Origin of the sequence: Clavibacter sp. VKM Ac-2872 (genome assembly GCF_015351105.1) — a bacterium.
Lineage (GTDB): Bacteria > Actinomycetota > Actinomycetes > Actinomycetales > Microbacteriaceae > Clavibacter.
On record NZ_JADKRR010000003.1, the window covers coordinates 356875 to 378729 of the forward strand.

Below are 21855 nucleotides of genomic sequence, written 5' to 3' on the forward strand. Positions count from 1 at the left end.
GCGCCGGGCGCCCGTGCGGGATCGCCGGGTCAGCCCAACGAGGCGACCCACTCGCTCGTGCCGTCGTCGAAGGCCTGCTGCTTCCAGATCGGGACGCGCTGCTTCACCTCGTCGACGAGGAGACCGCACGCGGCGAACGCGTCCGCGCGGTGCGCGGAGGAGACGGCGCAGGTGAGCGCGACGTCGCCGATGCCGAGCCGGCCGATGCGGTGCTCGATGTGCTTTCAGATAAAGCCGTGCCGCCGAGAGACGCCTGACGACGCTCGGATCAACGGCCGGCCCCTGCCCTCCACTTGACGGCCCGGACACCGTACCGTCGATTTGGTCGATGGACGTCTCCTCACTCAGAGCTCTTTTGGCCATCGTGGCGTACGACTGCATTGATCGCGAGACCAGAGATCACGATGGTGACGCCGAAGGCAATCGACCCCACGACTCGGATCACTCCGGTTCGCTCGAAGGTGAAATATTGAATGAGCAGGACGACCCCGAGCCCGAGGACGACGATTCCCGCGATCTTGTACCTCAATTTGGCCTCTTTTCCGGAGGTGGGCACCGCGGCTCTCGCAGCACCCACCTCTTAGGTAGTGTGAGCGTCAGACGCACCGAATCCATGAATCGTCTACGCCAGACCACGCCGCTTCATGACCGAAAAAGGGGAGGAGCAGTTGACGATCGTCAGAACACTTCCCATTATAGCTGAGGTACTGCTGCGCGGCCGCGAGGACACCGGTAGTGATGACACAGGTCTCGGGGAATGCGCCGCACGCGGCGATTCCTATAAGGAAGCCGCTGCCGTTGATGATTGCATCTTGATCGAATGAATTCAAGAGGATGTATGGATGCCCGGTACCGTCGTCGAGTCCGCCGGAAATCTTCGATTCGAACTCCCCCTGGGGCGGGGTGGCTGCCGCCCCTTCAGGATATACGATTTCGATTCCGCTGCCCACGTGGTAGGTCGTGACGGACCGCCCATCGACAAGCGATATCTCTCGTGGGACGTCCGACGCGTCCAGTTCGGCGTGCAAGCGACTGGTCGCCTGTCCCGAGATCGCGGACGACCCCGGGGGCTGAGCCATCTCAGCCGCATCTGCTGCCCCGGAGGAGATGCACGTGAATCCGAGGGCGACGACTGCCGCCACAGCAACATAGATTGGAGCCTTCGATCTGCTGTTCATTTGTCTTTCCTTCTATAGAGGAGTGAGACAATCCGCGCACCGATGTCGCTCGACCTACACCCAGTGTACCGAGGGAGCAAGGCAGGGCTCGGCATTCAGATATGCCTCGCGTGACGTGGGCTCCGGTCGGAATTCCAGGATCGACTGAGCCCTCGAGGCTGAACTTAGAACTCGTGATCGAAGCCCGTCGACACAGTCCACAGGGCGGAGAATATGAAGCGCTCGACCCGAGCAAGTCAGCCGAGCGAGGCCACCCACTCGCTCGTGCCGTCGTCGAAGGCCTGCTGCTTCCAGATCGGGACGCGCTGCTTCACCTCGTCCACCAGGAGACCGCACGCGGCGAACGCGTCCGCGCGGTGCGCGGAGGAGACGGCGCAGGTGAGCGCGACGTCGCCGATGCCGAGGCGGCCGATGCGGTGCTCGACGGCGATCCGCACCTCGGGGTAACGCGCGGAGACGTCGAGCGCGACCTGCCGGATCGCCTGACGGGCGGCCGGATGCGCGGAGTAGTCGAGCCAGAGGACGCCGCGGCCGTCGTCGTGGTCGCGCACGACGCCCTCGAAGGTGACGACCGCGCCCGCGTCGTCGGCGCGCACGGCGTCGGCGCAGTCCTCCACGCGGATCGCGCCGCCCGCGATGCGCGCGAAGAGCACGCGGTCGGCGGTCACGAGCCGGCTCCGGCGTCGGCCGCGGGAGCCGTGTCGGCGGTGTCGGCGGCCGGGTCCGTGGCGGGGTGGACCGCGCCGCGCGCCTGCTCGAGCACGTGGTCGAGGATCCGGTCGAGGAGGCCGAGGCCGTCGCGGACGCCGCCCGGCGAGCCCGGCAGGTTCATGACGAACGCGCCGCCCGCGAGGCCCGCGTGCCCGCGCGTGAGCACGGCCGTGGGCGTGTGCGCGACGCCGATGCGGCGAGCCTCCTCCATGATCCCGGGGATCTCGAGGTCGAGCAGCGGCAGGGTCGCCTCGGGCGTGCGGTCGGTGGGGGTGATGCCCGTGCCGCCCGTGGTGAGGATCACGCGCGCGTCGCCCGCGACCGCCTCGGCGAGCGCCGCGGCGACCCCAGGTCCGTCCGCGCGGACGACCGGCGCCCCGACCTCGAACCCGCGCTCGGCGAGCCAGGCGGCGATGACGGGACCCGTGCGGTCCTCGTAGTCCCCCGCCGCGGCGCGCGTGGAGGCGACGATCACGACGGCGCGGCCACGGGGATCCGCTGCGCTCACGGCCGGACCCAGTCGCCGGACTTGCCGCCCTGCTTCTCGCGCACGAGCACGTCGGTGATGACGGCGCGCGCGTCGACGGCCTTGACCATGTCGTAGAGCGTGAGCGCCGCGACCGAGGCCGCGGTGAGCGCCTCCATCTCGACGCCCGTGACGCCCGTGGTGCTGACCGACGCGACCACCGTGAGCCGGTCGTCGTCGCCCGTGATGTCGATCTCGATGCGCCCGATCGGCAGCGGGTGGCACAGCGGGATGAGGCTCGACGTCTGCTTCGCCGCCATGATCCCCGCGATGCGCGCCGTGCCGACGGCCTCGCCCTTGGGGAGGTCGCCCGAGATCACGGCGTCCACCACCTCCGGCCGGGTCACGAGCACGGCCTGCGCGACCGCGCGGCGCCTGGTCGTGGCCTTGTCGGTGACGTCGACCATGTGGGCGGATCCGTCCTGCCGCAGGTGGGTGAGGGACGGCGCGGCGTCGGGGGCCGTGGCGGGATCAGTCATCGATGCTCCAGACGGTGACGGGGTCGCCGGCCTCGAGCCGGTCGAGACCTGCGGGGATGTGGACGAGGTGGGTGGCGGTCGCGTACGCGTGCAGGAGGTGGGATCCGGGTCCGCCCACCGCGACGACCCGCCCGTCCGCGTCGAGGCGCCCGCGCCGCACCTGGTGCTTGCCGGCGGGCGAGTCGAGCGGTTCGGCGAGCGGGCGCTCGCGCGACGGGCGCTCCGGGCGCGGGTGCCCGGCGAGGGCGCGGAGCACCGGACGCAGGAAGAGCTCGAACGAGACGAGCGCGCTCACGGGGTTGCCGGGGAAGGCGACCACGGGGATCCGCGCGCCGCCGACCTCCGCCGTCCCGAGCCCCTGCGGCCCGCCCGGCTGCACGGCGACGGAGACGAACTCGACGCCGCCGCCCTCCAGGACGTCTCGGACGACCTCGTACGCGCCGGCGCTCACGCCGCCCGTGGTGAGGAGGAGGTCGGCCCCGACGGACGTGTCGCGGAGCGCGTCGCGCACCCGGTCGGCATCGTCGGACGCGACCCGCAGCGTGCGGACCTCCGCCCCGGCGGCCGTGACCGCGGCGGCGAGCGCGACGGAGTTGGCGTCGTGGATCTGCCCGGGCGCGAGCTCCTCGCCGGGCCCGCGCAGCTCGAGACCCGTGGAGAGGAGGAGCACGACGGGCCGGCGGCGCACGGCGACGGTCGCGACGCCGGCCGAGGCGAGGACGCCCCAGTGCGCCGGGAGGAGGCGCGTGCCCGCCGCGACGAGCACGGCGCCCGCGGCGACGTCGCTGCCCCGCGCGCGGACGAAGGCGCCCGGATCCACGGGGGCGGCGAAGGAGACGGTCGCGTCCGTGACGGACTCGTCGACGAAGCGGTCCGGCGTCGCGGCCTCGATGGGCACGATGGCGTCGGCGCCCGGCGGGACGGGCGCGCCCGTCATGCATGGCGCGGCGGTGCCGGGCGCGAGCGGCGCGGGGGCGACGCCCGCGGGGATCCGCGCGGCGATGCGCAGGACGGCCGGAACCGCGTCGCTCGCGCCCGCGAGGTCGGCCGCGCGCACCGCGTAGCCGTCCATCTGCGAGTTGCGGAACGGCGGCAGGTCGATGGGGCTCACGACGTCGCGCGCGAGCACGCGGTCGGCGTACCGGTGCGGATCCGCGCTCACGGCGTCCGCGGCGACGGGCAGCTCCTCCGCGGGCAGGTCAGCGAACGGGGCGAGGAGCGCGGACACGGCCGCGCGGTGCTCGTCGACCGTGCGTCGTCGGCGGCCGGCGGGGTGGGCGGGGGGCATGCCTCCATCATCCCCGAATCGATTGCCCCACGCCGGTCGCGATGGGCCTCGCGGCTCGCCTCCCAGCCGTCCCCGACTCGGTCCGCTCCATCCCCGGTTCAGAAGCGCCGCCCGCTCGTCGTCGCGTATCTATTTGCACTGTTGTCGAAATTTCGTTTCCCCGCGCTACGGATTTATCCGCCTTTTTATCGCGCTTTTTCTCTTGACACTCTCGCCGAGCCGCACATACCGTAAGCGAAGGGCACAGCGACGTACTCAGGAGGAAGCCGGGATGATACTCACCGGAGGCGAGATCCAGCGCCAGATCCGCTTGAAGAGGATCCACTTCGACCCGTTCGATCCGCGTGACGTGAATCCGAACAGCGTGAACTACCACCTCGGCCCGGTGGTCAAGACGACGTCCGCCGAATCCCTGGACTCCTCCTTGGGGAATGATTGGGACGAGCAGACGCTGCCCGAAGCGGGAATGCTTTTCATACCCGACACCGGCTACCTCGCGGGAACCGTAGAGACGATGGGAAGCAATTTCTACGTGCCTTCTCTCATAGGCAGGTCATCTCTGGGTCGCCTGGGCGTCTTCCTCCAGGTCTCCGCTGATCTGGGGAACCTCGGCGCGATCCACAAATGGACGCTGGAAATAGTCGTCACCCAACCCATCCGACTGTACCCGGGGATGGAATGCGGACAGATCTCGTTCTGGGAACCCATGGGTGACATACATCTCTACGACGGCTTGATGGGCAGGCACGACGACCCTCATCAGTCTATTCCCGAGGCGATGTTCTCCTCTTCCGCGGCGGGCAACGGATCGTGATCCTCACAGGCGAGGAGATCCGCCGGCAGAGGCGCTCGGGGCGCATAGAGATGAACCCCTTCAACCCCCAGCAGCTCAATCCGAACAGCTACGACCTCACCATGGGGACGACCGTGGGGAGATACAAGGAGGCCATCCTCGACGCATCGGTTGAGAATGCCATGGCGTTCCACGAGATGGGGCCCGGAGGCGAGGTCATCGAGCCGGGGAAGATCGTGCTAGGCCACACGGTCGAGGTATTCGGCAGCGATCACTTCGTCCCGATCGTGCGCGCGAAGTCATCCGTCGCGCGTCTGGGGCTTTTCATCCACGTCACCGCGGACCTCGTCGACATCGGCTGGCACGGACAGCTGACACTCCAGCTCCACGCGGTCCAACCACTCCGGGTATACCCCGGCATGCTCGTGGCCCAGATCACCTTCTGGGTCCCGAAGGGCGAAATCGGCTTGTACGACGGCAAATACCAGCACAGCACCGGGCCCGTGGCATCTCGCATGTCCGCCCGCCACCTCGAAGCGAAAGGCGAGACGCCATGAACCGGCAAGCGAACATGACGAAGGACCAGCGGAGCGCGTACTACATGACGCTCTTGGGAGAGGAGTACGTGAACTCGCACTTCGGTGATGCCACGCCGCTGGCCATCCAGCAGCTCACCCACAACCGTCATCGACGCAACCCCCTGACACTGATGCAGCACATCGTCGATGCGATCGCACTCGACGGCACGGAGGCCGTCCTGGACGTCGGATGCGGCAACGGATTCATCCTCCGCGATGTCGCCAGCAGGATGCGGGCCGGCGGACAGATCACAGCTATAGACATCTCTGCCGGCATGCTCGCGGCGGCCAAGGAGAACGTGAACTTCCAGTGGTGCCCCATCACGTGGATCGAGGGAGATGGCCGCGAGCTGCCGACGCTGATCGACGATCGCTTCGACATCGTCATGGCGAACTACGTGTTCCACTACATCAGCGATCCCCAGTCCTTTTGCTCGACTCTCCGCACCATGACGAAGCCAGGGGGACGATGCATCGTGACGGTTGAAGGACTCGGTTCGATGGAGGAGATGTACCTCATCCATCTGGAGGCCCTCCGTGACCTCGGCATCTCAGAGGCCGATGTGGATGGGTTGCCTCAGGGGCGCAGGGGCTCCCTCTCGACCCACAACGGGAACGAGATGCTGTCGCAGCATTTCTCCGCGGTGACCGACCTGCCGTATTCCGACGCACTCGTATTCACCGAGGTCGAGCCCTTCCTCGAGTTCTACGCCGGAGGGCATCGGTTCTGTGGAGCCCACCCGCTCCTCGAGGGCCGCGTGCCGGATTCGTTCTGGGAACAGCTCGCCGATCGCGTCGGGGTGGCCGTCCAGAAGCGGATAGACGAGGAGGGCGCCTTCATCGTGAACAAGGAGAACACGGTGTTCTCCTGCACTGCGGGGCATCGATGAGACAGGTGGCATTCGTCGGCCGCCCCGGCGCGGGTAAGAGCACGAGCACGAAGGCCATCATCGACACGTGGCCCGGGGCCGCGAGGGTCTCGCTGGCCGCGCCCCTCTACGCTGTGCAACGAGCCTTCTACGAACGGCTCGGCGCGCCGCTGCGAGATGGACAACAGGACGGACAGCTCCTCAACTTCCTCGGTCAGCACTTCCGATCGGTCCGACCGGATTCACTGATCAATGATTTCGAGGAGCGAGTGGCTTTCGCCCAGGACCGGGGAGCCGACATGATCGTCTGCGACGACGCACGCCCCGTCGATGTCGCAGATCTCCGCCGACTCGGATTCTCCATCGTGCTCATCCAGGCGCCCGAACATCTCCGATTGGTCCGGAAGGCGGGAAGGGGCGATGTACGCGCGGGTGACGATGACCACATGACTGAGGCAGGGACGATCACACCCGATGAGGTCATCGCGAACGACGCGGACATCAGCTCTCTGGCCGAACGGGTACGCGAAGTCGTGGAGCGGCTCCCGGATGTGGGGCCTCGTCACAATCACCACCGCACGGCGAGCATGCTGTTCGATCGTGCCAGCCGATTCCTGGCTTCTCGATACGCGGCGTCGCGTCATCAGATCGCGACGACGGTGCTCACGGCAGAGGGTGAGCTCTTCGACGGCCTGCACGTCGAGACCATCATCGGTCGCGCTTCGGTCTGCGCGGAGGCGGCGGCGCTCAGCGGAGTGCTCGCGGCAAGGCGAGGTCCGGTGCAAATGATCATGACCGTGCGTCACCCCAGGCCCGAGGAGCGGGGTGCCACACGCGTCGTACCCCCGTGCGGCATCTGTCGCGAGCTCATCGCCGATTGGGCGCCTGATGCCCTCGTGGCCGTGAGCGGCGACAGCACGACGTCATTCCGGTTCTCGACTTCCCGGGAGCTGCTCCCCTGGAAGTACAGGGGCACGAAGTGGGGGACCGGGAGCATGGGAGCGGGACCGTCGTGACCGAGGAGCTCGTGCTGCCGAATGTGTACGGAATCGTCTCGTCCACGAGAGACGGTGTCAAAGCAGTGCTCATCCAGAGACGGTGGAAACCGGTATCCGACCCCCTCAACAGTGGCAGATGGGAGTTGCCGGGTGGGAAATGGCGGGCGTGGGAGAGCGCCCACGAGTGCCTCAGGAGAGAGGTGCTGGAGGAGAGCGGCATCGAGCTCACCCGCATCGTCGAGCCGGAGTCAGAGAGCGACCTCAACGACCAGAGCGTCATCGCGTTGAGCGGCGCCTCCGTCGTCCAGATGGTCCGCGGCCCCTACCCTTCCGCGATCCTCGTGCTGCACGCCGACGGGGAGGGTTCACCCCTGGCACGGGGTGACGGCAGCAGGGACGCTCAGTGGATGGCTGTCGAGGAGGTGGCCCAGCGCATGAAGCACGATTCCGCATCGTTCACGCCCTTGACCTTCGCCGCTCTCGCCTCCTGGCTCCGCGAGACCGCAGCTCGATGACGACGGCGTACGAAGCAGCTCCCCCGCCACCGCGATTTCACAAGGTGACGCTGAGCGCGGACCGGCTATCCGGTCTCGTCCACCGAAGGGTCGCAGCGGCGGGCGCGGATCCGCGCCGAGCGATGGCAACACTCGCGGCGGAGCTCTCGCAGTTCGGGCGCCAGGCTCCTGCGCTTCGCCCGGTCACGGTCCACGCCAGCCGTCGTGGTCGTTCGCTCCGCGCCACGTACCCCCGCGCGGACATCTCGTGCGATCCGCTCCTCGAGATCACCTCCGCGACGCTGGCAGAGGCCATCGTCATGAGGGATCTCGTGGCGCGGCAAGCGCTTGTGGTCGCGGCGCCGTACCCGGAGATAGTCGGCGACGCGTCCGATAGCGAAAGGCGGGTGCTGTCCGAGCTCACGGCCCGCGGCGAGATCGTCACGGCTCCAGGAGGGCGCAGCGACTTCCGCAATCCGACAGGGGGGTCCCCGCGCCGGGTCCAGTTGTCGGTGCCGTTCGACCCGGCCTGCGGGCTGCTATCCGAGGCAGCTAGAGGAGCAGCCGGGGCGGCGTGGAACAGCGGGTACTACGTCTGGCTCGACGAGGAGTTCTCCGACGGGTTCGCCGCGGCCGGCGAGCCCATCGGCCTGAGCGCGGTGGAGGGGGCGATCGACTCCGCCCCCGTCTACCGTCGATCCGCCGTCATCGTCAGCGACGAAGGAGCACGCCGAGCTGTGCACATCCGCAGCGTCTCCCTGTCCGACATCGACGTCGAGTTCTCCACCGGCCTCCGGGTCTCCAGCTGCCGGGAGCGGCTTGCCCGAGATGATTCACAGCATGATGCGGTCTTCTACAACCGGTTGCACGCCCTCGCGAGATCCGGTCGAACCAGCACGCGGACTCCGCTCGCTGCCGGCCGGGATGAGTTCGTCATCGTCCGAGATGAGGTCGCGGCTGTCAACAGGGGCGGAGGATCCTTCATCCCCCAGAACGGGTTCGTGATCTCCTTGCCGCGATCCGCCGCGACGAGAGATGCCCGTGACGCGGCCTCGGACGGCGGCGGAATCCGCGTGACGCTCCGGCTGAGGGAATTCGCCGGGACAGTGCGCTCCGCCGCCCAGGTCGGCCCCCGGCTCCTCCGCCACGGTCGACCATGCGATCCCGCCGCGCTCCTCGCAGACATGGGCGAGGAGTACGTTCCGCGCATCGAGGGCGTCGACGACGGCATACCCCCGATCGCGCTCACCTCCTACCGGCAGACGGACGACCTCCGGGCGAGGATCGCGATCGGCGTGAAGGAGAACGGTGATGTGGTCGTCGTGGCTGCGGAGGGCTGCGAGCCGCGAAGCGTCATCCCCGGGCAGGATGTGCTCGGTGTGGACGTCCATTCGTTGACCGCTGAGATCCTGTCGGCAGGGTGTCACCACGCGGCAGCCCTCGACGGCGGCGGCGCGGCGGCGCTCTTCTTCGAGGGCCTGCCACTGATCCGGCCGTCGGACCGCAACGACGTCCCCGGGGTGCCCGCCGAGCGCGTCGTGCCGTCCGCCTGGACGGCGGAGCACGCCGACCTTGGGTGACGCGGATCCCGGCGTGCGGGTGCGCCTCGTCGTCGAGCCGCACAGCCGTCGTGACGTGCCGCCTCGGATCCGAGATCATGCGACGCCCCGGCTGCGCCTCGGAGAGGTGTGATGTCCGTCTCGACCCGGCGAAGCGGCACCAGAGCCCCCGTGATGGCGATCGCTCTCAACGCTGCCTACATCGGGCAGACATCGGTCGCCATCCCCACCGCCTTCGCTTCGGAGGCCACCCCGACCACGACCATCGTGACGTTCAACATCACCGTCGTCCTGACGGCCATCATCGCCAATGCCGTGATCCTCGCGCGTCGGCATCAGATCGGCACCGCGAAGGTCGCCCTGCTCGTTGGCTCCGGCTCTGCGTCCCTCGGAGCGGCGCTGCTCACCTTCCCCGTCCCCCCACTGCTCGCGGCACCGCTCATAGGCGCTTCCTCGGTGGTCTTCTCGTTGTCCGTCAGCTCCCTTCCGCGCGCGGACCCCCGCGCGTCTGGACGTGCGCGACAGGTGTTCATCGTGGGGTACCTCGCCGGGCTGGGCTCGGCCGGTGCTTTGTCCTCCGCTGGTGTCACGGCGTCCGGGATCCTGATCATCGCCGCCATGGCTCAGGCCTCCTCCTTCGCCGCCTCCTCCGCATCCGGTCGCGGTGGGGCGGAGGCGGTCGCACAGACACGGCGGGTACGTCCTGCCGGTACGAGAGAGGTACCGGCGGCTGGGCTCGTGGCGGCATTCGGATCCATCTTCTTCATGCGCGCCGCGGACAGCATCAGGGCGAACTACCTCCCCCTCCATCTTCTCCACGGAGGTCACCCGCCTTGGCTGAGCGCGGTGCTGCTCATGACCGCCTCCGTGATCGAGATCTCTCTCCTCCCCCTCCTCGCATCATCGGCGCGCCGCATGGGAGTGGTCCCGATCCTCGTCCTGGTCAACTGCTGCGGAGCGGCGAGCTTCCTCTCGATCGCGCTCGGAGACGACGACGTCATCGTCCTCGTCGGCTCGCAGATCTTGTACGCCGCCTTCGGGGCTGGGTACCAGAGTCTCGGCCTGACATTCCTCCAGCGCCTCCTGCCGGAAACGTCGACGGGAGGCACGAGCCTCTACACGGTCGCCGTCCAATGCGGGGCCATGCTCGGCATCGTCACCGCGCTTTCACGACCGGACTTCGACTCGTCGCTGTTCGTCTTCGCCGTCGTCTTCCTCGCGTCCGCCATCGCCTGTCTTGTGTCCATGTCCATCGCCAGCAAGCGACGCGACCCGGAAGAGTCGGGAGCATCGCAGCGCAGCGGGTCACCGCCGTGACCTCGCACGGCAAGATCGGATCGGGCCGACCTCGGCCTCCTGCTGCTCGTCGCCGCCCTCGCGCTCCTCACGGCGGGTGCGGGCCTCGTCGTCGCGACCGTGCGATCCGCGGCGGACCGCCCGCGCTGATCCGGACCCGCTCCTCCCCAGGCCGCGTCGGCGGCGCCGTGTCCGCCTCCCGAACCCGCCCCCGCCCCGTGGCGCCCAGCCGTCCTAGGGTCAGAACATGACCATCGCCGCCCGCGGGCAGACCCTCGTCGACCTCCACACCGCACCCGAGCTCCTGAGGGTGGTGAACGTGTGGGACGCCATCACGGCCGCCGCCATCGGCTCGCTCCCCGAGACGAAGGCTCTCGCCACCGCGAGCCACTCCATCGCCGCCACCTTCGGCTACGAGGACGGCGAGAGGATCCCGCTCGACCTCCACCTCGACATGATCGGCCGCATCGTCGCGGCCGTCGAGCAGCCCGTCTCCGCCGACCTCGAGTCGGGCTACGGGAACCCGGGCGAGACCGTGCGCCGCGCCATCGGCGTGGGCGTCGTCGGCGCGAACCTGGAGGACGGCATGCGCCCCCTCGACGACTCGATCCGCGCGGTCGAGGCGGCCGTCGCCGCCGCGCAGGCCGAGGGCGTGCCGTTCGCGCTGAACGCGCGCACCGACGCGTACGTGCTCGGCGGCGACCGCGATCGCTCCGACATCCTGGCGGACGCCGTCGAGCGCACGCGCGCCTACATGGCCGCGGGCGCCACGAGCGTCTTCGTGCCCGGCCCGCTCACCGAGGACGAGGTGCGCACCCTCGTCGAGGCCGTCGGCCCGCAGCGCCTCACCGTCATCGGCATCCCCGGATCCCTCTCCCCCGCGCGCTTCGAGGAGCTCGGCGTCGGCCGCATCTCCTACGGCCCGTGGACCCAGCGCGTCGCGCTCACCGCCCTGCAGGACACCGCCACGGACCTCTACGCGGGCGGCGCGCTGCCCGAGGGGACGCGGCCTCTCAACTGATGCGGTCCACCGGATCCCGGGCTCGGCCGCCGAGGCGGAGCCCGGGTCCGGCGAGCCCTGGTTGACTGCTGCCACCGCCCCCGAAGGAGCTCCCGTGACCGACACCCCCGCACCGACGCACGTCTCCGCACCCGCATCCGCCCCCCGCGCCGACATCGGCGTCATCGGCGGATCCGGCCTCTATGCCCTCCTCGACCCCGCGACCAGCACGTCGCACCGCATCGAGACGCCGTTCGGGCCCACCTCCAGCGAGGTGACGGTCGGCGAGCTCGCCGGCCGCCGCGTCGCGTTCCTCACCCGCCACGGCGCGGACCACTCGGTGGCGCCGCACCTCATCGACTACCGGGCGAACGTGTGGGCGCTCGCCTCGCTCGGGGTCGCGGCCATCGTGTCGTCGTCCGCGGTGGGCGGCGTCTCGCCGGACTACCCGCCGGGATCGCTCGTGCTCACGGACCAGCTGCTCGATCGCACCTGGGGCCGCCCCGACACGTTCTTCGACCAGGGCGTCGTGCAGCACCTCTCCGCCGCGGATCCCTTCGACCCCGAGCTGCACGCGCGCGCCGCCGCCGCGCTCGTGGAGCTCGAGGGCGGCGACCGGGCGGATCCCGCCGGGCCGCTGCGCACCTCGGGCACGGTCGTCGTGATCCAGGGACCGCGGTTCTCGACGCGCGCCGAGTCGCTCTGGTTCCGCCAGGCGGGCGCGCACATCGTCAACATGACGCAGTACCCGGAGGTCGTGCTGGCATCCGAGCTCAACATCGGCACGGTGAACCTGTCGTTCGTGACCGACGCCGACGCGGGCCTCGCGCCGCTGCCGGGCGAGCAGGGCGACGCCGTCACCGCCGACCTGGTCTTCACACGCCTCCGAGAGGCCCAGCCGCGCATCGTGCGGGCGATCGAGGCGGTCGTCCGCGCCATCCCCGACGACTACCGCGGACGGCCGCTCATCGACCCGGACGCGGTCGCGTCCGTGCTCGCGCGGCCCACCTCGGGCGCGGGCGAGACGTCGGGCGCGCGCTCGTGAGCGACGGGATCCTCCTCGTCACGGGCGGCGCGGGCTTCATCGGCGGCGCGATCGTGCAGGCCGCGCTGGCGGAGGGGCGTCGCGTGCGGATCCTCGACTCGCTGCGCGCCGACGTGCACGGCGGCGCCCCGGACATCGACCCGCGCGTGGAGCTCGTGCACGGCGACGTCACGGATCCGGACCAGGTCGCCCGCGCCCTCGACGGTGTCGACGTCGTGTGCCACCAGGCCGCGAAGGTCGGCCTCGGCGTCGACTTCCTCGACGCCCCCGACTACGTGACGACGAACGACGGCGGCACGGCCGTGCTCCTCGCCGCCATGACGCGCGCGGGCATCGACCGCCTCGTGCTCGCGAGCTCCATGGTCGTCTACGGCGAGGGCGCCTACCGGGGTGCCGACGGCCCGGTGCGCCCGCCCGCCCGCCGCGTCGCCGACCTCGACGCGGGGCTCTTCGATCCCCTCGACCGCGCGACGGGCGAACCGCTCGTCCCCGCGCTCATCGGCGAGGACGTGCCGCTGGATCCGCGCAACGTGTACGCCACCACCAAGCTCGCGCAGGAGAACCTCGCGAGCTCGTGGACCCGCGCCACCGGTGGTCGTGCGGCCGCGCTGCGGTACCACAACGTCTACGGGCCGGGCATGCCGCAGAACACGCCCTACGCGGGCGTCGCCTCGCTGTTCCGCTCGGCGCTCGCGCGCGGCGAGGCGCCGCGCGTCTTCGAGGACGGCCGGCAGCGCCGCGACTTCGTGCACGTCCGCGACGTCGCGGGCGCCAACCTCGCCGCGCTCGCCTGGACCGCCGACCGCGAGGCGGGATCCTTCCGGGCCTTCAACGTCGGCAGCGGCACCGTGCACACCATCGGCGAGATGGCCGAGGCGCTCGCCCGGGAGGCCGGCGGATCCGCGCCCGTCACCACGGGTGAGTACCGGCTCGGCGACGTGCGGCACATCACGGCGTCGTCGGAGCGGCTGCGCACGGAGCTCGGCTGGGAGCCGCGGATGACCTTCGAGGAGGGCATGCGCGAGTTCGCGACGGCGCCGCTGCGGAGCGCCGTGGTCTGAGGCGCCGACGACCCGGATACCGCCGCCGCGGTCCCGCCCGCTCCCCGCGGGTGGTAATCGCGTCGTCGACCGCGGCGCCCGGCCAGCCGGTGACCTGCCAGGTGCCCACCGCGCCGTTCGGCTGAGCGCGCCGACAGCCGTGACCGCGCCGACCGCCCACGCGGCCGACGCGGCCGACGCGGCCGACGCGGCCGACGCGATCGGCGCGATCGGCGCGATCGGCGCCGCTCAGTACTTGGCGGACTGCCCGCCGTCGATCGGCAGCACGGCCGCGTTGACGTACGCCGCGTCGTCCGAGAGCAGGAACGCGACGACCGACGAGATCTCCTCGGCCTCGCCGTAGCGCTTGGTCGGGTTGCCCTGGATGAACTCCTCGGCCGCGCCGCGCGGGTCGTCGGCGCTGATCTGCTTCATCGACGCCTCGACCATGGGGGTCCAGATGGCACCGGGCGCGATGGCGTTGACGCGGATGCCGAACTGCCCGTACTCGACGGCCGAGTTGCGGGTGAGGCCCACGACGCCGTGCTTCGCGGCCGCGTAGCCGGACTGGTTGCCGACACCGCGGATCCCGCCGACGCTGGCGGTGTTCACGACCATGCCGGCCCCCTGCTCGCGCATGACGGCGAGGACCCTCTCGAGGCCGAGGAACACGCCGCGGAGGTTGATCGCGACGACCTTGTCGAACTCCGCGGCCGTGAAGTCCTCGGTGAGGTTCTGGCGGCCCTCGATGCCGGCGTTGTTGAAGAACCCGTCGATGCGGCCGAAGCGCGCGACGGTCTGCTGCACGTACGCGTCGACGTCGGACTCCTCGGACACGTCGGCGATGACGGTGAGGACCTCGGCGTCGGGCGAGCCGGCGCGGACGGCCTCGTCGGTCGCGGCGAGGCCCTGCTCGGAGATGTCGACGAGGGCGAGGCGGGCGCCCTCGGCGGCGAGGCGGACGGCGGCGGCGCGGCCGAGGCCGGATCCTCCGCCGGTGATGAGGACGACCTTGTCGGTGAAGCGGGTGGTGGTCATGGGGTCTCCTGACGAGTCGGGGACGGCGGCCCGCGTCTCATGGGCGGAGCCACTGATCCATGCGATCGCATGGACATACCTACCGTAGGTCGGGTCCCTGGACGCGGCCTCCGCGCGCTGCCCGCAGCGTGGGCGCCTGCCGCTCCCGCCGCCACCGCACCGCGACGAAGACGATGCCCGCGAGCACGATGTGCGCGAGCACCAGCGCGATCGCGTCGGGCTCGACGAAGACGACGTCCCAGCCCGACGACGCCCAGTCCATCCCGCCCAGCACCACGCGGGTGACCGTGAGCTGCGTCCAGTGGAACGCCATCCCGATGAGGAGGGCGCCCTCCATCGGGATCCGCCGCGCGGCGACGAGCGCGAGGCCGAACAACGCGAGCTGGAGCACGTACACGACCGCGTCGTTCCCGGCGGGGATCGGCGTGAACGCGCCGGTGTCCGATCCGGCGATGGTCAGCAGGATCCAGCGGCCGGATTCGATGACGACGCCGATCGCCGGGAAGAGGGCGGTGGTGAGGAGCGTGGCCACGACGAGGCCGGCACCGTCGCGGAGGTTCGTCCACATGTACCCGCGGAGGGCGAGCTCCTCCGGGATCGCCTCGTAGAGCGCGAGGACGAGCCCGTTGAGGAGGAGGAAGCCGGCGAACGCGGCGAGGTCGACGCCGTCGACCCGGATCCAGCCGAGGAGGCCGGCCGGGACCCAGACGACCGCGCCCGTCACCGCTCCCACCCCGACGCCCAGCGCGATCGGCCGCCCGACCCGCCGCGAGAGGCCGAGGCTCGCGAGGCTCCTGCGGTCGAGCCGCCGCCGCAGGAGGACGACGGCGGGCACGACGAGCGCGGCCATCAGGACGGCCTGCAGCACGACCTCGAGGAGCAGGCCGGCACCGGTCGCCTGCACCACCGCGTCCGCGATGCCGATGGCGAGGCCGAGGCCGAGCCCGAGCACGACCCAGGCGAGCAGCGCGACCGCGACGGCGCGGATCCACGGCTGCGGGCGGCGCGTCTGCGCGTCGAGGCGCGGATCCGGCGCCCGGGTCGTCGGGTCGTCGCGACCGCCGGGAGCGGTGCGGGTGGAGGCGGAGGGGCGGGCGGATGCGGGCACGGGACTCGTCTCGTCGGCGGATCGGGGGCGGCGGGCGTCCTCACCCATGCTGGTCGCCGGGTCCCCGACGCGCGACCCCGACGGCGCCCCCCGCCTCCGGCTCCGTGAAGTCGAACACCAGCACCCCGTGAGGATCCGGCGCGAGCAGCGGCCCCACGAAGTCCGTGAACGCGGCGTGCTGCGCGTCGATGCGCGCCGGATCCGCGACGAGCGGCGCGCCGAGGTAGGTGTTGCGGTCGCCCTCCGACGAGAAGGTCAGCACGAAGCCGAGCTCGAATCCGCGGCCGACGCCCTCGGGGCTCGACTGCCGACCGGCGTGCAGCGAGCGGATGTAGGGACCGGATCCGTCCGGGTGCGGGGAATCCGCGAGCGCCCGGAAGCGCCGCTCCACCTCGTCGCGATCGGCGGGCGTCGCGCCGTCGCGGAGCCGGAACAGCACGACGTGGTGCACGAGTCCGGGGACGTGGTCGCGGGCGGTGAGCTGGGCGTCGGTGAGGGCGGGGCGGTCGTCACGGGTCATGTCCGGATCCTGGCCCGATCCGGCCGCGACGGCGCGGTCAGGAGGTGACGAGGAGCGGGACGCCGAGCGCGAGGCCGGCGACGCCGGTGGCGAGCTGGATCCACGTGCGGCGAGCGGATCCGCGGCCGGCGCGGCGCGCGACGACCACCGTGACCAGCGCGTCGAGAGCCACGAGGGCGCCGGCGACGGTCATGATCCAGGCGATGAAGGTGGTAGCCACCCGCCCAGGGTACGGGGCGCCCGCCGTGACCCGGACGGGGCCTCGTCCGGGACGATCCGCCGCCGTAGCCTGGCGGGACACGGTCGCCGCCCCGACGACGACGTCCGGGCCCACGACGAGGAGGCCGCATGATCGACCCGCTCGACGCCCCCGACGCCGCGCTGGCCCGGCGCCTGCGCGACGATCCCGAGGCCGCGCGCCGTCTCGAGGAGCTGCGACGCACCGCATACGGCCGCGACGGATCCGCCGCGCCGCTCGTCGAGGTCCCCGCCGACCTGCGTGCGCGCACCGGCTACGACGACGCCGTGCTGCCGGCCCCGCTCGTCGCGCTGCTCGCGGAGGAGGCGCGGCTCGTCGACGAGGGCGCGGCGCTGCTGGCGGCCGAGCGGCCCGCGGTCGCGGCCACGCCGGCCACGGCGGCCGAGGACGACACGGACGCCGGATCCCCCGCCGCGCCCGCGCGCCGCCGGGCCATCCGGCCGGGCCCGCTCGCCGCGATCGCCGCCGGCGCCATCGTGCTCGCGGGCCTCGGCGTCGCGTCCGCCGCGGGCGTCCTGGACGCGGGCCGCACCGCCACCTCGCCGCCGACCTCGGAGGACGTCGGCTCCGCCGTGACCTCGACCGCCACCCCGCGCGGGCAGGCGATGGGCACGCCCGACGGCCGACGCGGATCCGTCGTCCCCGACTTCACGGCCGATCCGCCCGTCCGGGTCCCGCCGACCGACGCCGAGCTGGCCGAGGGACTGCGGGTCCGCGCCGACCGGGAATGGGGCCTCGTGCTCGAGCAGCAGCCCGACGCGGTGCGGCCCGACGTCGCGACGGAGCGGGTGATCGACGACGAGGAGGACCACGCCGAGCAGCAGGTCGCCTGCCTGCGGGACGCGGGCGTCTCCGCCTACATGGAGGGCCAGGCCGGCTACACGATCACCGACGCGGATCCGGTCGCCGTCTACACGTGCTCGGTCCGCTTCCCCCTGCGCGACACCGGCGGGCGCACCGACGCCGACCTCGCCTACATCCACGACTACTACCTCTCCTTCCTCATCCCCTGCTACGCCGCGGAGGGCAGCCCCTACGAGGGCGACGTCCCCGCCGTCGAGGACTTCATCGCCGGCGTGCGCGCCGAGCGTCCCTGGACCCCGTTCCCCGACGCCATGGACGAGCGGCTGGCCGACGCGTGCCCGGCACTCCCGGCGGCGTACCGGTGACGTCCCCGCCCTCCCCCGCCGAGGCCCTGCGTCGGCGCCTGCGGGACGACCCGATGCCGCTCTCGGCGGGCGGCCCGACCATCACGTCGGCCTCCCCCTTCCGCCGCCCCACCGCCCGGGCTGCTGAGGACGCTTCTCAGCGCGGTTAGGGTGGAGGCCGTGCGCACGCCCCTCGGACCCCGGCCCGCGGCCACCGGTCCGCGATGACGGACCGGCGCACCCCCTGGGAGCCCGACGACGACGACGCGTCCCCCTTCGACCGCCCCGCCCGCCCGCGCCGCGCACGCCGGACCCGCGATGGCCGGCCCGCCGACGCCTCCTCCGCCGCGGTCGCCGCGGTCGCCCCGGCGACGGCCACCGCCACCGCCACCCGCGTCCCCGACGGCCCCCGCCACCCGCACGACCACGACGCCCCGCGCCCGGCCCGCGCCACCCCCGCGGGCCTCCGGACGGGCCTCGCGACGGGCCTCGCCCTCGTCCTCCTGCTCCTCGCGCTGCGCGCCGCCTCACCGGCGCTCGGCGACGGCGTCCTCCCCGACCGTCTCCAGGACCTCGTCACCCTGAGCGTGAGCGTCATCGTCGAGTCGCTGCCGTTCGTGATCCTCGGCATCGTGCTGTCGATCGTCGTGCAGGTCTGGGTGCCGCCCGGCGTCATCGAGCGCCGCCTGCCGCGCAACCCGTTCGCCCGCCGCGCCTGCATCTCGTTCCTGGGCATGGCGCTGCCGGTCTGCGAGTGCGGCAACGTGCCGCTCGCCCGCGGCCTGGTGGTGCGCGGGTTCACGGTGCCGGAGTCGATCACGTTCCTGCTGGCCGCGCCGATCCTCAACCCGATCACCATCATCACGACGCACGCGGCCTTCGGCTGGGACGGCTGGATCCTCGTGGCCCGCCTCGTCGGCGGCTTCCTCATCGCGAACGTGGTCGGCTGGCTGTTCAGCCTGCACCCCGAGCCCGACCGCCTCCGCACCGACGAGTTCCGCGCCGAGTGCGCGCTGCCCGACCCGCACGCGCACGGCGGCGCGCGCGTCCGGAAGTCGATCTCGCTGTTCGGCCGCGAGGCGACGACGATCATGCCGGCGCTCGTCATCGGATCCCTGCTGGCCGGCCTCATCCAGGTCGCGGTGCCGCGCGAGGTGCTCGTGACGCTCGGCGGCAGCCCGATCCTCTCGGTGCTCGCGCTCATGCTCCTGGCGTTCGTCGTGTCGGTCTGCTCCAACGTGGACGCGTTCTTCGTGCTCTCGTTCGGATCCGTGTTCCTGCCCGGCGGCATCGTCGCCTTCCTGGTCTTCGGCCCGGTCATCGACGTGAAGATGCTGGCGCTCATGCGCACCACGTACTCGACCCGCACGCTCGTGATGATCACCTCGGTCGTCGCGCTGATCAGCCTCGCGCTGGGATGGGGTGTCAATGCCATCGCCTGACGACCGGATGCTCGACGACCACGAGGCTCGGGCACCCCGCGCCCGGACCACGAGCGCCCTCCGCCGCGCCCGCGGCCGCCGTGCCGCGGGTGGCCGCGCCTCCTCCACCGTGGGCCTGGTGCTCCTCGCCGCGTGCATCGTCTCGACGCTGTGGCTCACCGTCACGGGCCAGCTCGGCCTCTACATCCACCCGCGCTACTTCGTCTTCACGGGGATCATGGCGGTCATCGGCCTCGTCGCGACCATCGCCGGGTTCGCCCTCCGCCCGGCCGAGGCGGCCGACGACCACGACCACGCGCACGACCACGACCACGACCACGACGGCGGCGGATCCCCGTCCCCCGCCGCCCGGAGCACCCTCCGCGCCCGCGTCTCCCGCGTCGCCGTCGCCGCCGTCGTCACGGTCACGGTCGTCGCCGTCCTCGTGCTCCCGCCGCGCACGCTCACCCAGAGCACCGTCACGCAGCGCGCCCTCAACTCGAGCACGGTCGCCTCCGACGCCGCGCCCGACCAGGAGCTCCTCGGCACCAGCGACTTCTCCACGCTGGGCGTCAAGGACTGGTCGCAGCTCCTCGCGCAGACCACGGACCCGACGTTCTTCACCTCGAAGTCCGTCGACATCACGGGCTTCGTGAGCGCCGATCCCGACGATCCCGACGACGTCTTCTACGTGACCCGCTTCGTCGTCACCTGCTGCGCGGTCGACGCGCAGCCCGTCGGCGTGCCCGTCTACCAGCCCGACTGGAAGTCGACGCTCCAGACCGACGAGTGGGTGCGCGTCACCGGCCCGTTCGCCTCGAACCCGAGCGCGAAGAGCCGCCAGCCGCTCGCCGTGATGCCGCAGGGCGTCGAGCCGGTCGACCAGCCCGCCGACCCCTACGTCTACTGAGCCGCCCGTGACCGACCTCCCCGCCTCCCCGCGCGCCTTCCGCCGGGCGTTCACCTCCGTGGTCCTCGTCCTCGTGCTCGCCTGCGGCGGCCTGCTCGCGGTCGCCGGCAGCCAGGGGCCGCGGCTCGTGCGCACCGACGTGGATCCGCTCGCCGTCGTGCAGCAGTCCCGGCAGCGGCTCGTGCTCGCCGCGAACCGGCCGATCCAGCCCGTCGACGCGTCGCGCATCCGGATGGAGCCCGGCGCCGACTTCACCGTCGACACGCAGGCCGACCGCGTCATCATCGACTTCACCCGCCCGCTGGCCTACGACGCGGACTACACCGTGTCGATCGACGGCGTCCAGGGCGTCGGCGGCGGCCCGGCGTCCGACCTCCGCACCGCGTTCCGCACGGGCGACCCCGGCATGTACGTGCTCGTCCGCGGCGGCGAGCAGCAGCCCGACCGGATCCTCCGGCAGAGCGTCGCCGGGACGGGCGAGGGCGCGAGCGACGTCGTGTTCCAGGCCACGAAGATCCAGGAGTACGCCGTCGTGGGGCAGTCCCTGATCGTGGCGACGCTCCAGGACGACGGCACGAACGGCCTCGTCATCGCGGCGCTCGACGGATCCGGCCAGGCCGACCTGCCGCTCCCCGGCCGCGGCGCGCTCCGCGACCTCCGCGCCGAGGACACCGGGACCACGATCGGCTTCCGCTTCACGAGCGCGGACGGCGGCCCCTTCGACGACACCCTCATGGTCGACGACGTCGGGGCGGCCGCCGCGCCCACGCCCGTCCTCGGGCTCGACGGCCAGCCGATCAGCGCGCAGGCCTGGGGCTTCGTGCCCGGGCGCCCGCAGCTCGTGGCGCACGGCCAGGACGGCGACCTGTACCTCGTGACGATCGACGGCTCGTCCCCCATCGTCCCCCTCGGCCGTCACGGCACGCTCGGCCCGTTCTCCGCGGACGGCACCCGGCTCGCGGTGACGGATCCCGGCTCCACGACGGAGATCGACCTGCGCACGGCCCAGCAGACCAGGCTGCCCACGGAGGCCGGCGGCGCCGACCTGCAGTACGACGGGGCGATCTCGTTCGTGCCCGGCGACGACGGCGCGGTGCTCCGCGTGCGCACGGCGCTGGATCCCACGACGGGCACCGCCCGGCAGCGCCTCGTCGTCGTGCGCGACGGCCGCGCGAGCGACGTCTACGTCCCCGCGGACCCGGCCACCCGCATCACGGGCCTCTCCGTCACCCCCAACGGCCGCTTCGCGGTGCTGGAGACGGTCCCGGATCCGGCGCGCGGCGCCAGCGACGACTACCCGCGGAACCCCCGCGACACGACCGTGACGACGCTCCTCGTCGAGCTCGCCACCGGCACGGTGACGCGCAGCGTCGCGGGCTTCGAGGTCACGATCGGCTGAGCTCGCGCGGACCGCAGCGGGATCGCCCCCGCACGCGCCGACGGCCCCGGCTCCCGGAGGGGAGACGAGGCCGTCGATGCGTTCTGCTGTGATCGCAGGTGGTGCTGTCCCGGGGTCGAGCCCGGGTGGGGTGCTACTTGGTGTTGACGGTGATCTTGGCGATGCCGACGACGAGCTGGTCGGTGACGGCGGTGGTGC

General features: G+C 71.7%; 25 protein-coding genes. 14 read left to right on the plus strand and 11 right to left on the minus strand.

Annotated features, from left to right (window positions below; genetic code table 11):
• Positions 1–29: 29 nt before the first annotated feature.
• From ITJ40_RS14490 to glp, 7 genes are all read right to left on the minus strand, one after another.
• On the minus strand, positions 30–218 hold the full coding sequence (locus ITJ40_RS14490; protein WP_370532065.1) for a molybdenum cofactor biosynthesis protein MoaE: 189 nt from the start codon (positions 216–218) through the stop codon (positions 30–32).
• A gap of 122 nt (positions 219–340) precedes the next feature.
• A complete protein-coding gene (locus tag ITJ40_RS14495) occupies positions 341–529 on the minus strand; it encodes a hypothetical protein (RefSeq protein ID WP_086515948.1) in 189 nt (62 codons plus the stop codon).
• Positions 530–596: 67 nt separating this feature from the next.
• Positions 597–1178, minus strand: a complete 582-nt coding sequence (locus tag ITJ40_RS14500; protein WP_079534340.1) for a hypothetical protein — start codon at positions 1176–1178, stop codon at positions 597–599.
• Between the two features lie 236 nt (positions 1179–1414).
• Entirely contained in the window at positions 1415–1846 is a 432-nt protein-coding gene (locus tag ITJ40_RS14505) for a molybdenum cofactor biosynthesis protein MoaE (RefSeq protein ID WP_012039001.1), read from the minus strand.
• Positions 1843–2397, minus strand: coding sequence for a molybdenum cofactor synthesis domain-containing protein (locus tag ITJ40_RS14510; RefSeq protein ID WP_194667741.1), 555 nt, complete (start codon positions 2395–2397; stop codon positions 1843–1845). Before ITJ40_RS14510 ends, ITJ40_RS14505 begins: the two co-directional genes overlap by 4 nt.
• On the minus strand, positions 2394–2894 hold the full coding sequence (gene moaC / locus ITJ40_RS14515) for a cyclic pyranopterin monophosphate synthase MoaC (RefSeq protein WP_194667742.1): 501 nt from the start codon (positions 2892–2894) through the stop codon (positions 2394–2396). Before moaC ends, ITJ40_RS14510 begins: the two co-directional genes overlap by 4 nt.
• A complete protein-coding gene (glp, locus tag ITJ40_RS14520) occupies positions 2887–4182 on the minus strand; it encodes a gephyrin-like molybdotransferase Glp (protein ID WP_194667743.1) in 1296 nt (431 codons plus the stop codon). Before glp ends, moaC begins: the two co-directional genes overlap by 8 nt.
• Before the next feature lie 271 nt (positions 4183–4453).
• Here glp and ITJ40_RS14525 point away from each other — a divergent pair, with 271 nt between their 5' ends.
• From ITJ40_RS14525 to ITJ40_RS14570, 10 genes are all read left to right on the plus strand, one after another.
• On the plus strand, positions 4454–4996 hold the full coding sequence (locus ITJ40_RS14525; RefSeq protein ID WP_194667744.1) for a deoxycytidine deaminase: 543 nt from the start codon (positions 4454–4456) through the stop codon (positions 4994–4996).
• Positions 4993–5532 (plus strand): dCTP deaminase, encoded by a 540-nt coding sequence (dcd, locus tag ITJ40_RS14530; RefSeq protein WP_194667745.1) that lies wholly within the window; start codon positions 4993–4995, stop codon positions 5530–5532. Before ITJ40_RS14525 ends, dcd begins: the two co-directional genes overlap by 4 nt.
• Before the next feature lie 14 nt (positions 5533–5546).
• Positions 5547–6443: a class I SAM-dependent methyltransferase gene (locus ITJ40_RS14535; protein ID WP_194667746.1), complete on the plus strand. Its 897-nt coding sequence runs from the start codon at positions 5547–5549 to the stop codon at positions 6441–6443.
• Between the two features lie 5 nt (positions 6444–6448).
• Positions 6449–7438, plus strand: a complete 990-nt coding sequence (locus ITJ40_RS14540; RefSeq protein ID WP_194667747.1) for a hypothetical protein — start codon at positions 6449–6451, stop codon at positions 7436–7438.
• Entirely contained in the window at positions 7435–7935 is a 501-nt protein-coding gene (locus ITJ40_RS14545) for an NUDIX domain-containing protein (protein WP_194667748.1), read from the plus strand. Before ITJ40_RS14540 ends, ITJ40_RS14545 begins: the two co-directional genes overlap by 4 nt.
• A 122-nt stretch (positions 7936–8057) precedes the next feature.
• Positions 8058–9494 (plus strand): phosphodiester glycosidase family protein, encoded by a 1437-nt coding sequence (locus ITJ40_RS14550; RefSeq protein WP_194667749.1) that lies wholly within the window; start codon positions 8058–8060, stop codon positions 9492–9494.
• A gap of 153 nt (positions 9495–9647) precedes the next feature.
• Positions 9648–10790 carry an MFS transporter gene (locus ITJ40_RS14555; protein WP_194667750.1) on the plus strand — a complete coding sequence of 381 codons (1143 nt, stop codon included), beginning with the start codon at positions 9648–9650 and terminating at the stop codon, positions 10788–10790.
• Between the two features lie 226 nt (positions 10791–11016).
• Entirely contained in the window at positions 11017–11790 is a 774-nt protein-coding gene (locus ITJ40_RS14560; protein ID WP_194667751.1) for an isocitrate lyase/phosphoenolpyruvate mutase family protein, read from the plus strand.
• 94 nt (positions 11791–11884) lie between these two features.
• Entirely contained in the window at positions 11885–12814 is a 930-nt protein-coding gene (locus tag ITJ40_RS14565; RefSeq protein ID WP_194667752.1) for an MTAP family purine nucleoside phosphorylase, read from the plus strand.
• Positions 12811–13875, plus strand: coding sequence for an NAD-dependent epimerase/dehydratase family protein (locus tag ITJ40_RS14570; RefSeq protein WP_194667753.1), 1065 nt, complete (start codon positions 12811–12813; stop codon positions 13873–13875). The genes ITJ40_RS14565 and ITJ40_RS14570 overlap by 4 nt, the downstream gene beginning before the upstream one ends.
• 228 nt (positions 13876–14103) lie before the next feature.
• Here the strand turns inward: ITJ40_RS14570 and ITJ40_RS14575 are convergent, their stop codons facing one another.
• The 4 genes from ITJ40_RS14575 to ITJ40_RS14590 form a co-directional block, all read right to left on the minus strand.
• Entirely contained in the window at positions 14104–14892 is a 789-nt protein-coding gene (locus ITJ40_RS14575; RefSeq protein WP_194667754.1) for a glucose 1-dehydrogenase, read from the minus strand.
• Positions 14893–14971: 79 nt separating this feature from the next.
• Positions 14972–16000: a type II CAAX prenyl endopeptidase Rce1 family protein gene (locus ITJ40_RS14580; protein ID WP_194667755.1), complete on the minus strand. Its 1029-nt coding sequence runs from the start codon at positions 15998–16000 to the stop codon at positions 14972–14974.
• Between the two features lie 40 nt (positions 16001–16040).
• Complete coding sequence (locus ITJ40_RS14585; protein WP_194667756.1) at positions 16041–16520, minus strand: Dabb family protein; 480 nt, start codon at positions 16518–16520, stop codon at positions 16041–16043.
• Positions 16521–16557: 37 nt separating this feature from the next.
• A complete protein-coding gene (locus tag ITJ40_RS14590; protein WP_194667757.1) occupies positions 16558–16740 on the minus strand; it encodes a hypothetical protein in 183 nt (60 codons plus the stop codon).
• 128 nt (positions 16741–16868) lie between these two features.
• Between ITJ40_RS14590 and ITJ40_RS14595 the strand changes: the two genes are divergently transcribed.
• From ITJ40_RS14595 to ITJ40_RS14610, 4 genes are all read left to right on the plus strand, one after another.
• The gene (locus ITJ40_RS14595) at positions 16869–17948 is read left to right on the plus strand and encodes a hypothetical protein (RefSeq protein WP_194667758.1); all 1080 of its coding nucleotides are present in this window, start codon (positions 16869–16871) and stop codon (positions 17946–17948) included.
• A gap of 482 nt (positions 17949–18430) precedes the next feature.
• A complete protein-coding gene (locus ITJ40_RS14600; protein ID WP_228512596.1) occupies positions 18431–19369 on the plus strand; it encodes a permease in 939 nt (312 codons plus the stop codon).
• Positions 19356–20258: a TIGR03943 family protein gene (locus ITJ40_RS14605; RefSeq protein WP_228512465.1), complete on the plus strand. Its 903-nt coding sequence runs from the start codon at positions 19356–19358 to the stop codon at positions 20256–20258. Before ITJ40_RS14600 ends, ITJ40_RS14605 begins: the two co-directional genes overlap by 14 nt.
• A gap of 7 nt (positions 20259–20265) precedes the next feature.
• A complete protein-coding gene (locus ITJ40_RS14610) occupies positions 20266–21657 on the plus strand; it encodes a hypothetical protein (RefSeq protein ID WP_194667759.1) in 1392 nt (463 codons plus the stop codon).
• Positions 21658–21855 lie beyond the last annotated feature (198 nt).

Bases quoted from the DNA above. Each gene is read 5' to 3' on its own strand.
- ITJ40_RS14500 (WP_079534340.1), bottom strand. From the start codon at position 1,178: ATGAACAGCAGATCGAAGGCTCCAATCTATGTTGCTGTGGCGGCAGTC.
- moaC (WP_194667742.1), bottom strand. From the start codon at position 2,894: ATGACTGATCCCGCCACGGCCCCCGACGCCGCGCCGTCCCTCACCCAC.
- glp (WP_194667743.1), bottom strand. From the start codon at position 4,182: ATGCCCCCCGCCCACCCCGCCGGCCGCCGACGACGCACGGTCGACGAG.
- ITJ40_RS14525 (WP_194667744.1), top strand. From the start codon at position 4,454: ATGATACTCACCGGAGGCGAGATCCAGCGCCAGATCCGCTTGAAGAGG.
- ITJ40_RS14535 (WP_194667746.1), top strand. From the start codon at position 5,547: ATGACGAAGGACCAGCGGAGCGCGTACTACATGACGCTCTTGGGAGAG.
- ITJ40_RS14550 (WP_194667749.1), top strand. From the start codon at position 8,058: ATGGCAACACTCGCGGCGGAGCTCTCGCAGTTCGGGCGCCAGGCTCCT.
- ITJ40_RS14555 (WP_194667750.1), top strand. From the start codon at position 9,648: ATGGCGATCGCTCTCAACGCTGCCTACATCGGGCAGACATCGGTCGCC.
- ITJ40_RS14560 (WP_194667751.1), top strand. From the start codon at position 11,017: ATGACCATCGCCGCCCGCGGGCAGACCCTCGTCGACCTCCACACCGCA.
- ITJ40_RS14575 (WP_194667754.1), bottom strand. From the start codon at position 14,892: ATGACCACCACCCGCTTCACCGACAAGGTCGTCCTCATCACCGGCGGA.
- ITJ40_RS14585 (WP_194667756.1), bottom strand. From the start codon at position 16,520: ATGACCCGTGACGACCGCCCCGCCCTCACCGACGCCCAGCTCACCGCC.
- ITJ40_RS14595 (WP_194667758.1), top strand. From the start codon at position 16,869: ATGATCGACCCGCTCGACGCCCCCGACGCCGCGCTGGCCCGGCGCCTG.
- ITJ40_RS14605 (WP_228512465.1), top strand. From the start codon at position 19,356: ATGCCATCGCCTGACGACCGGATGCTCGACGACCACGAGGCTCGGGCA.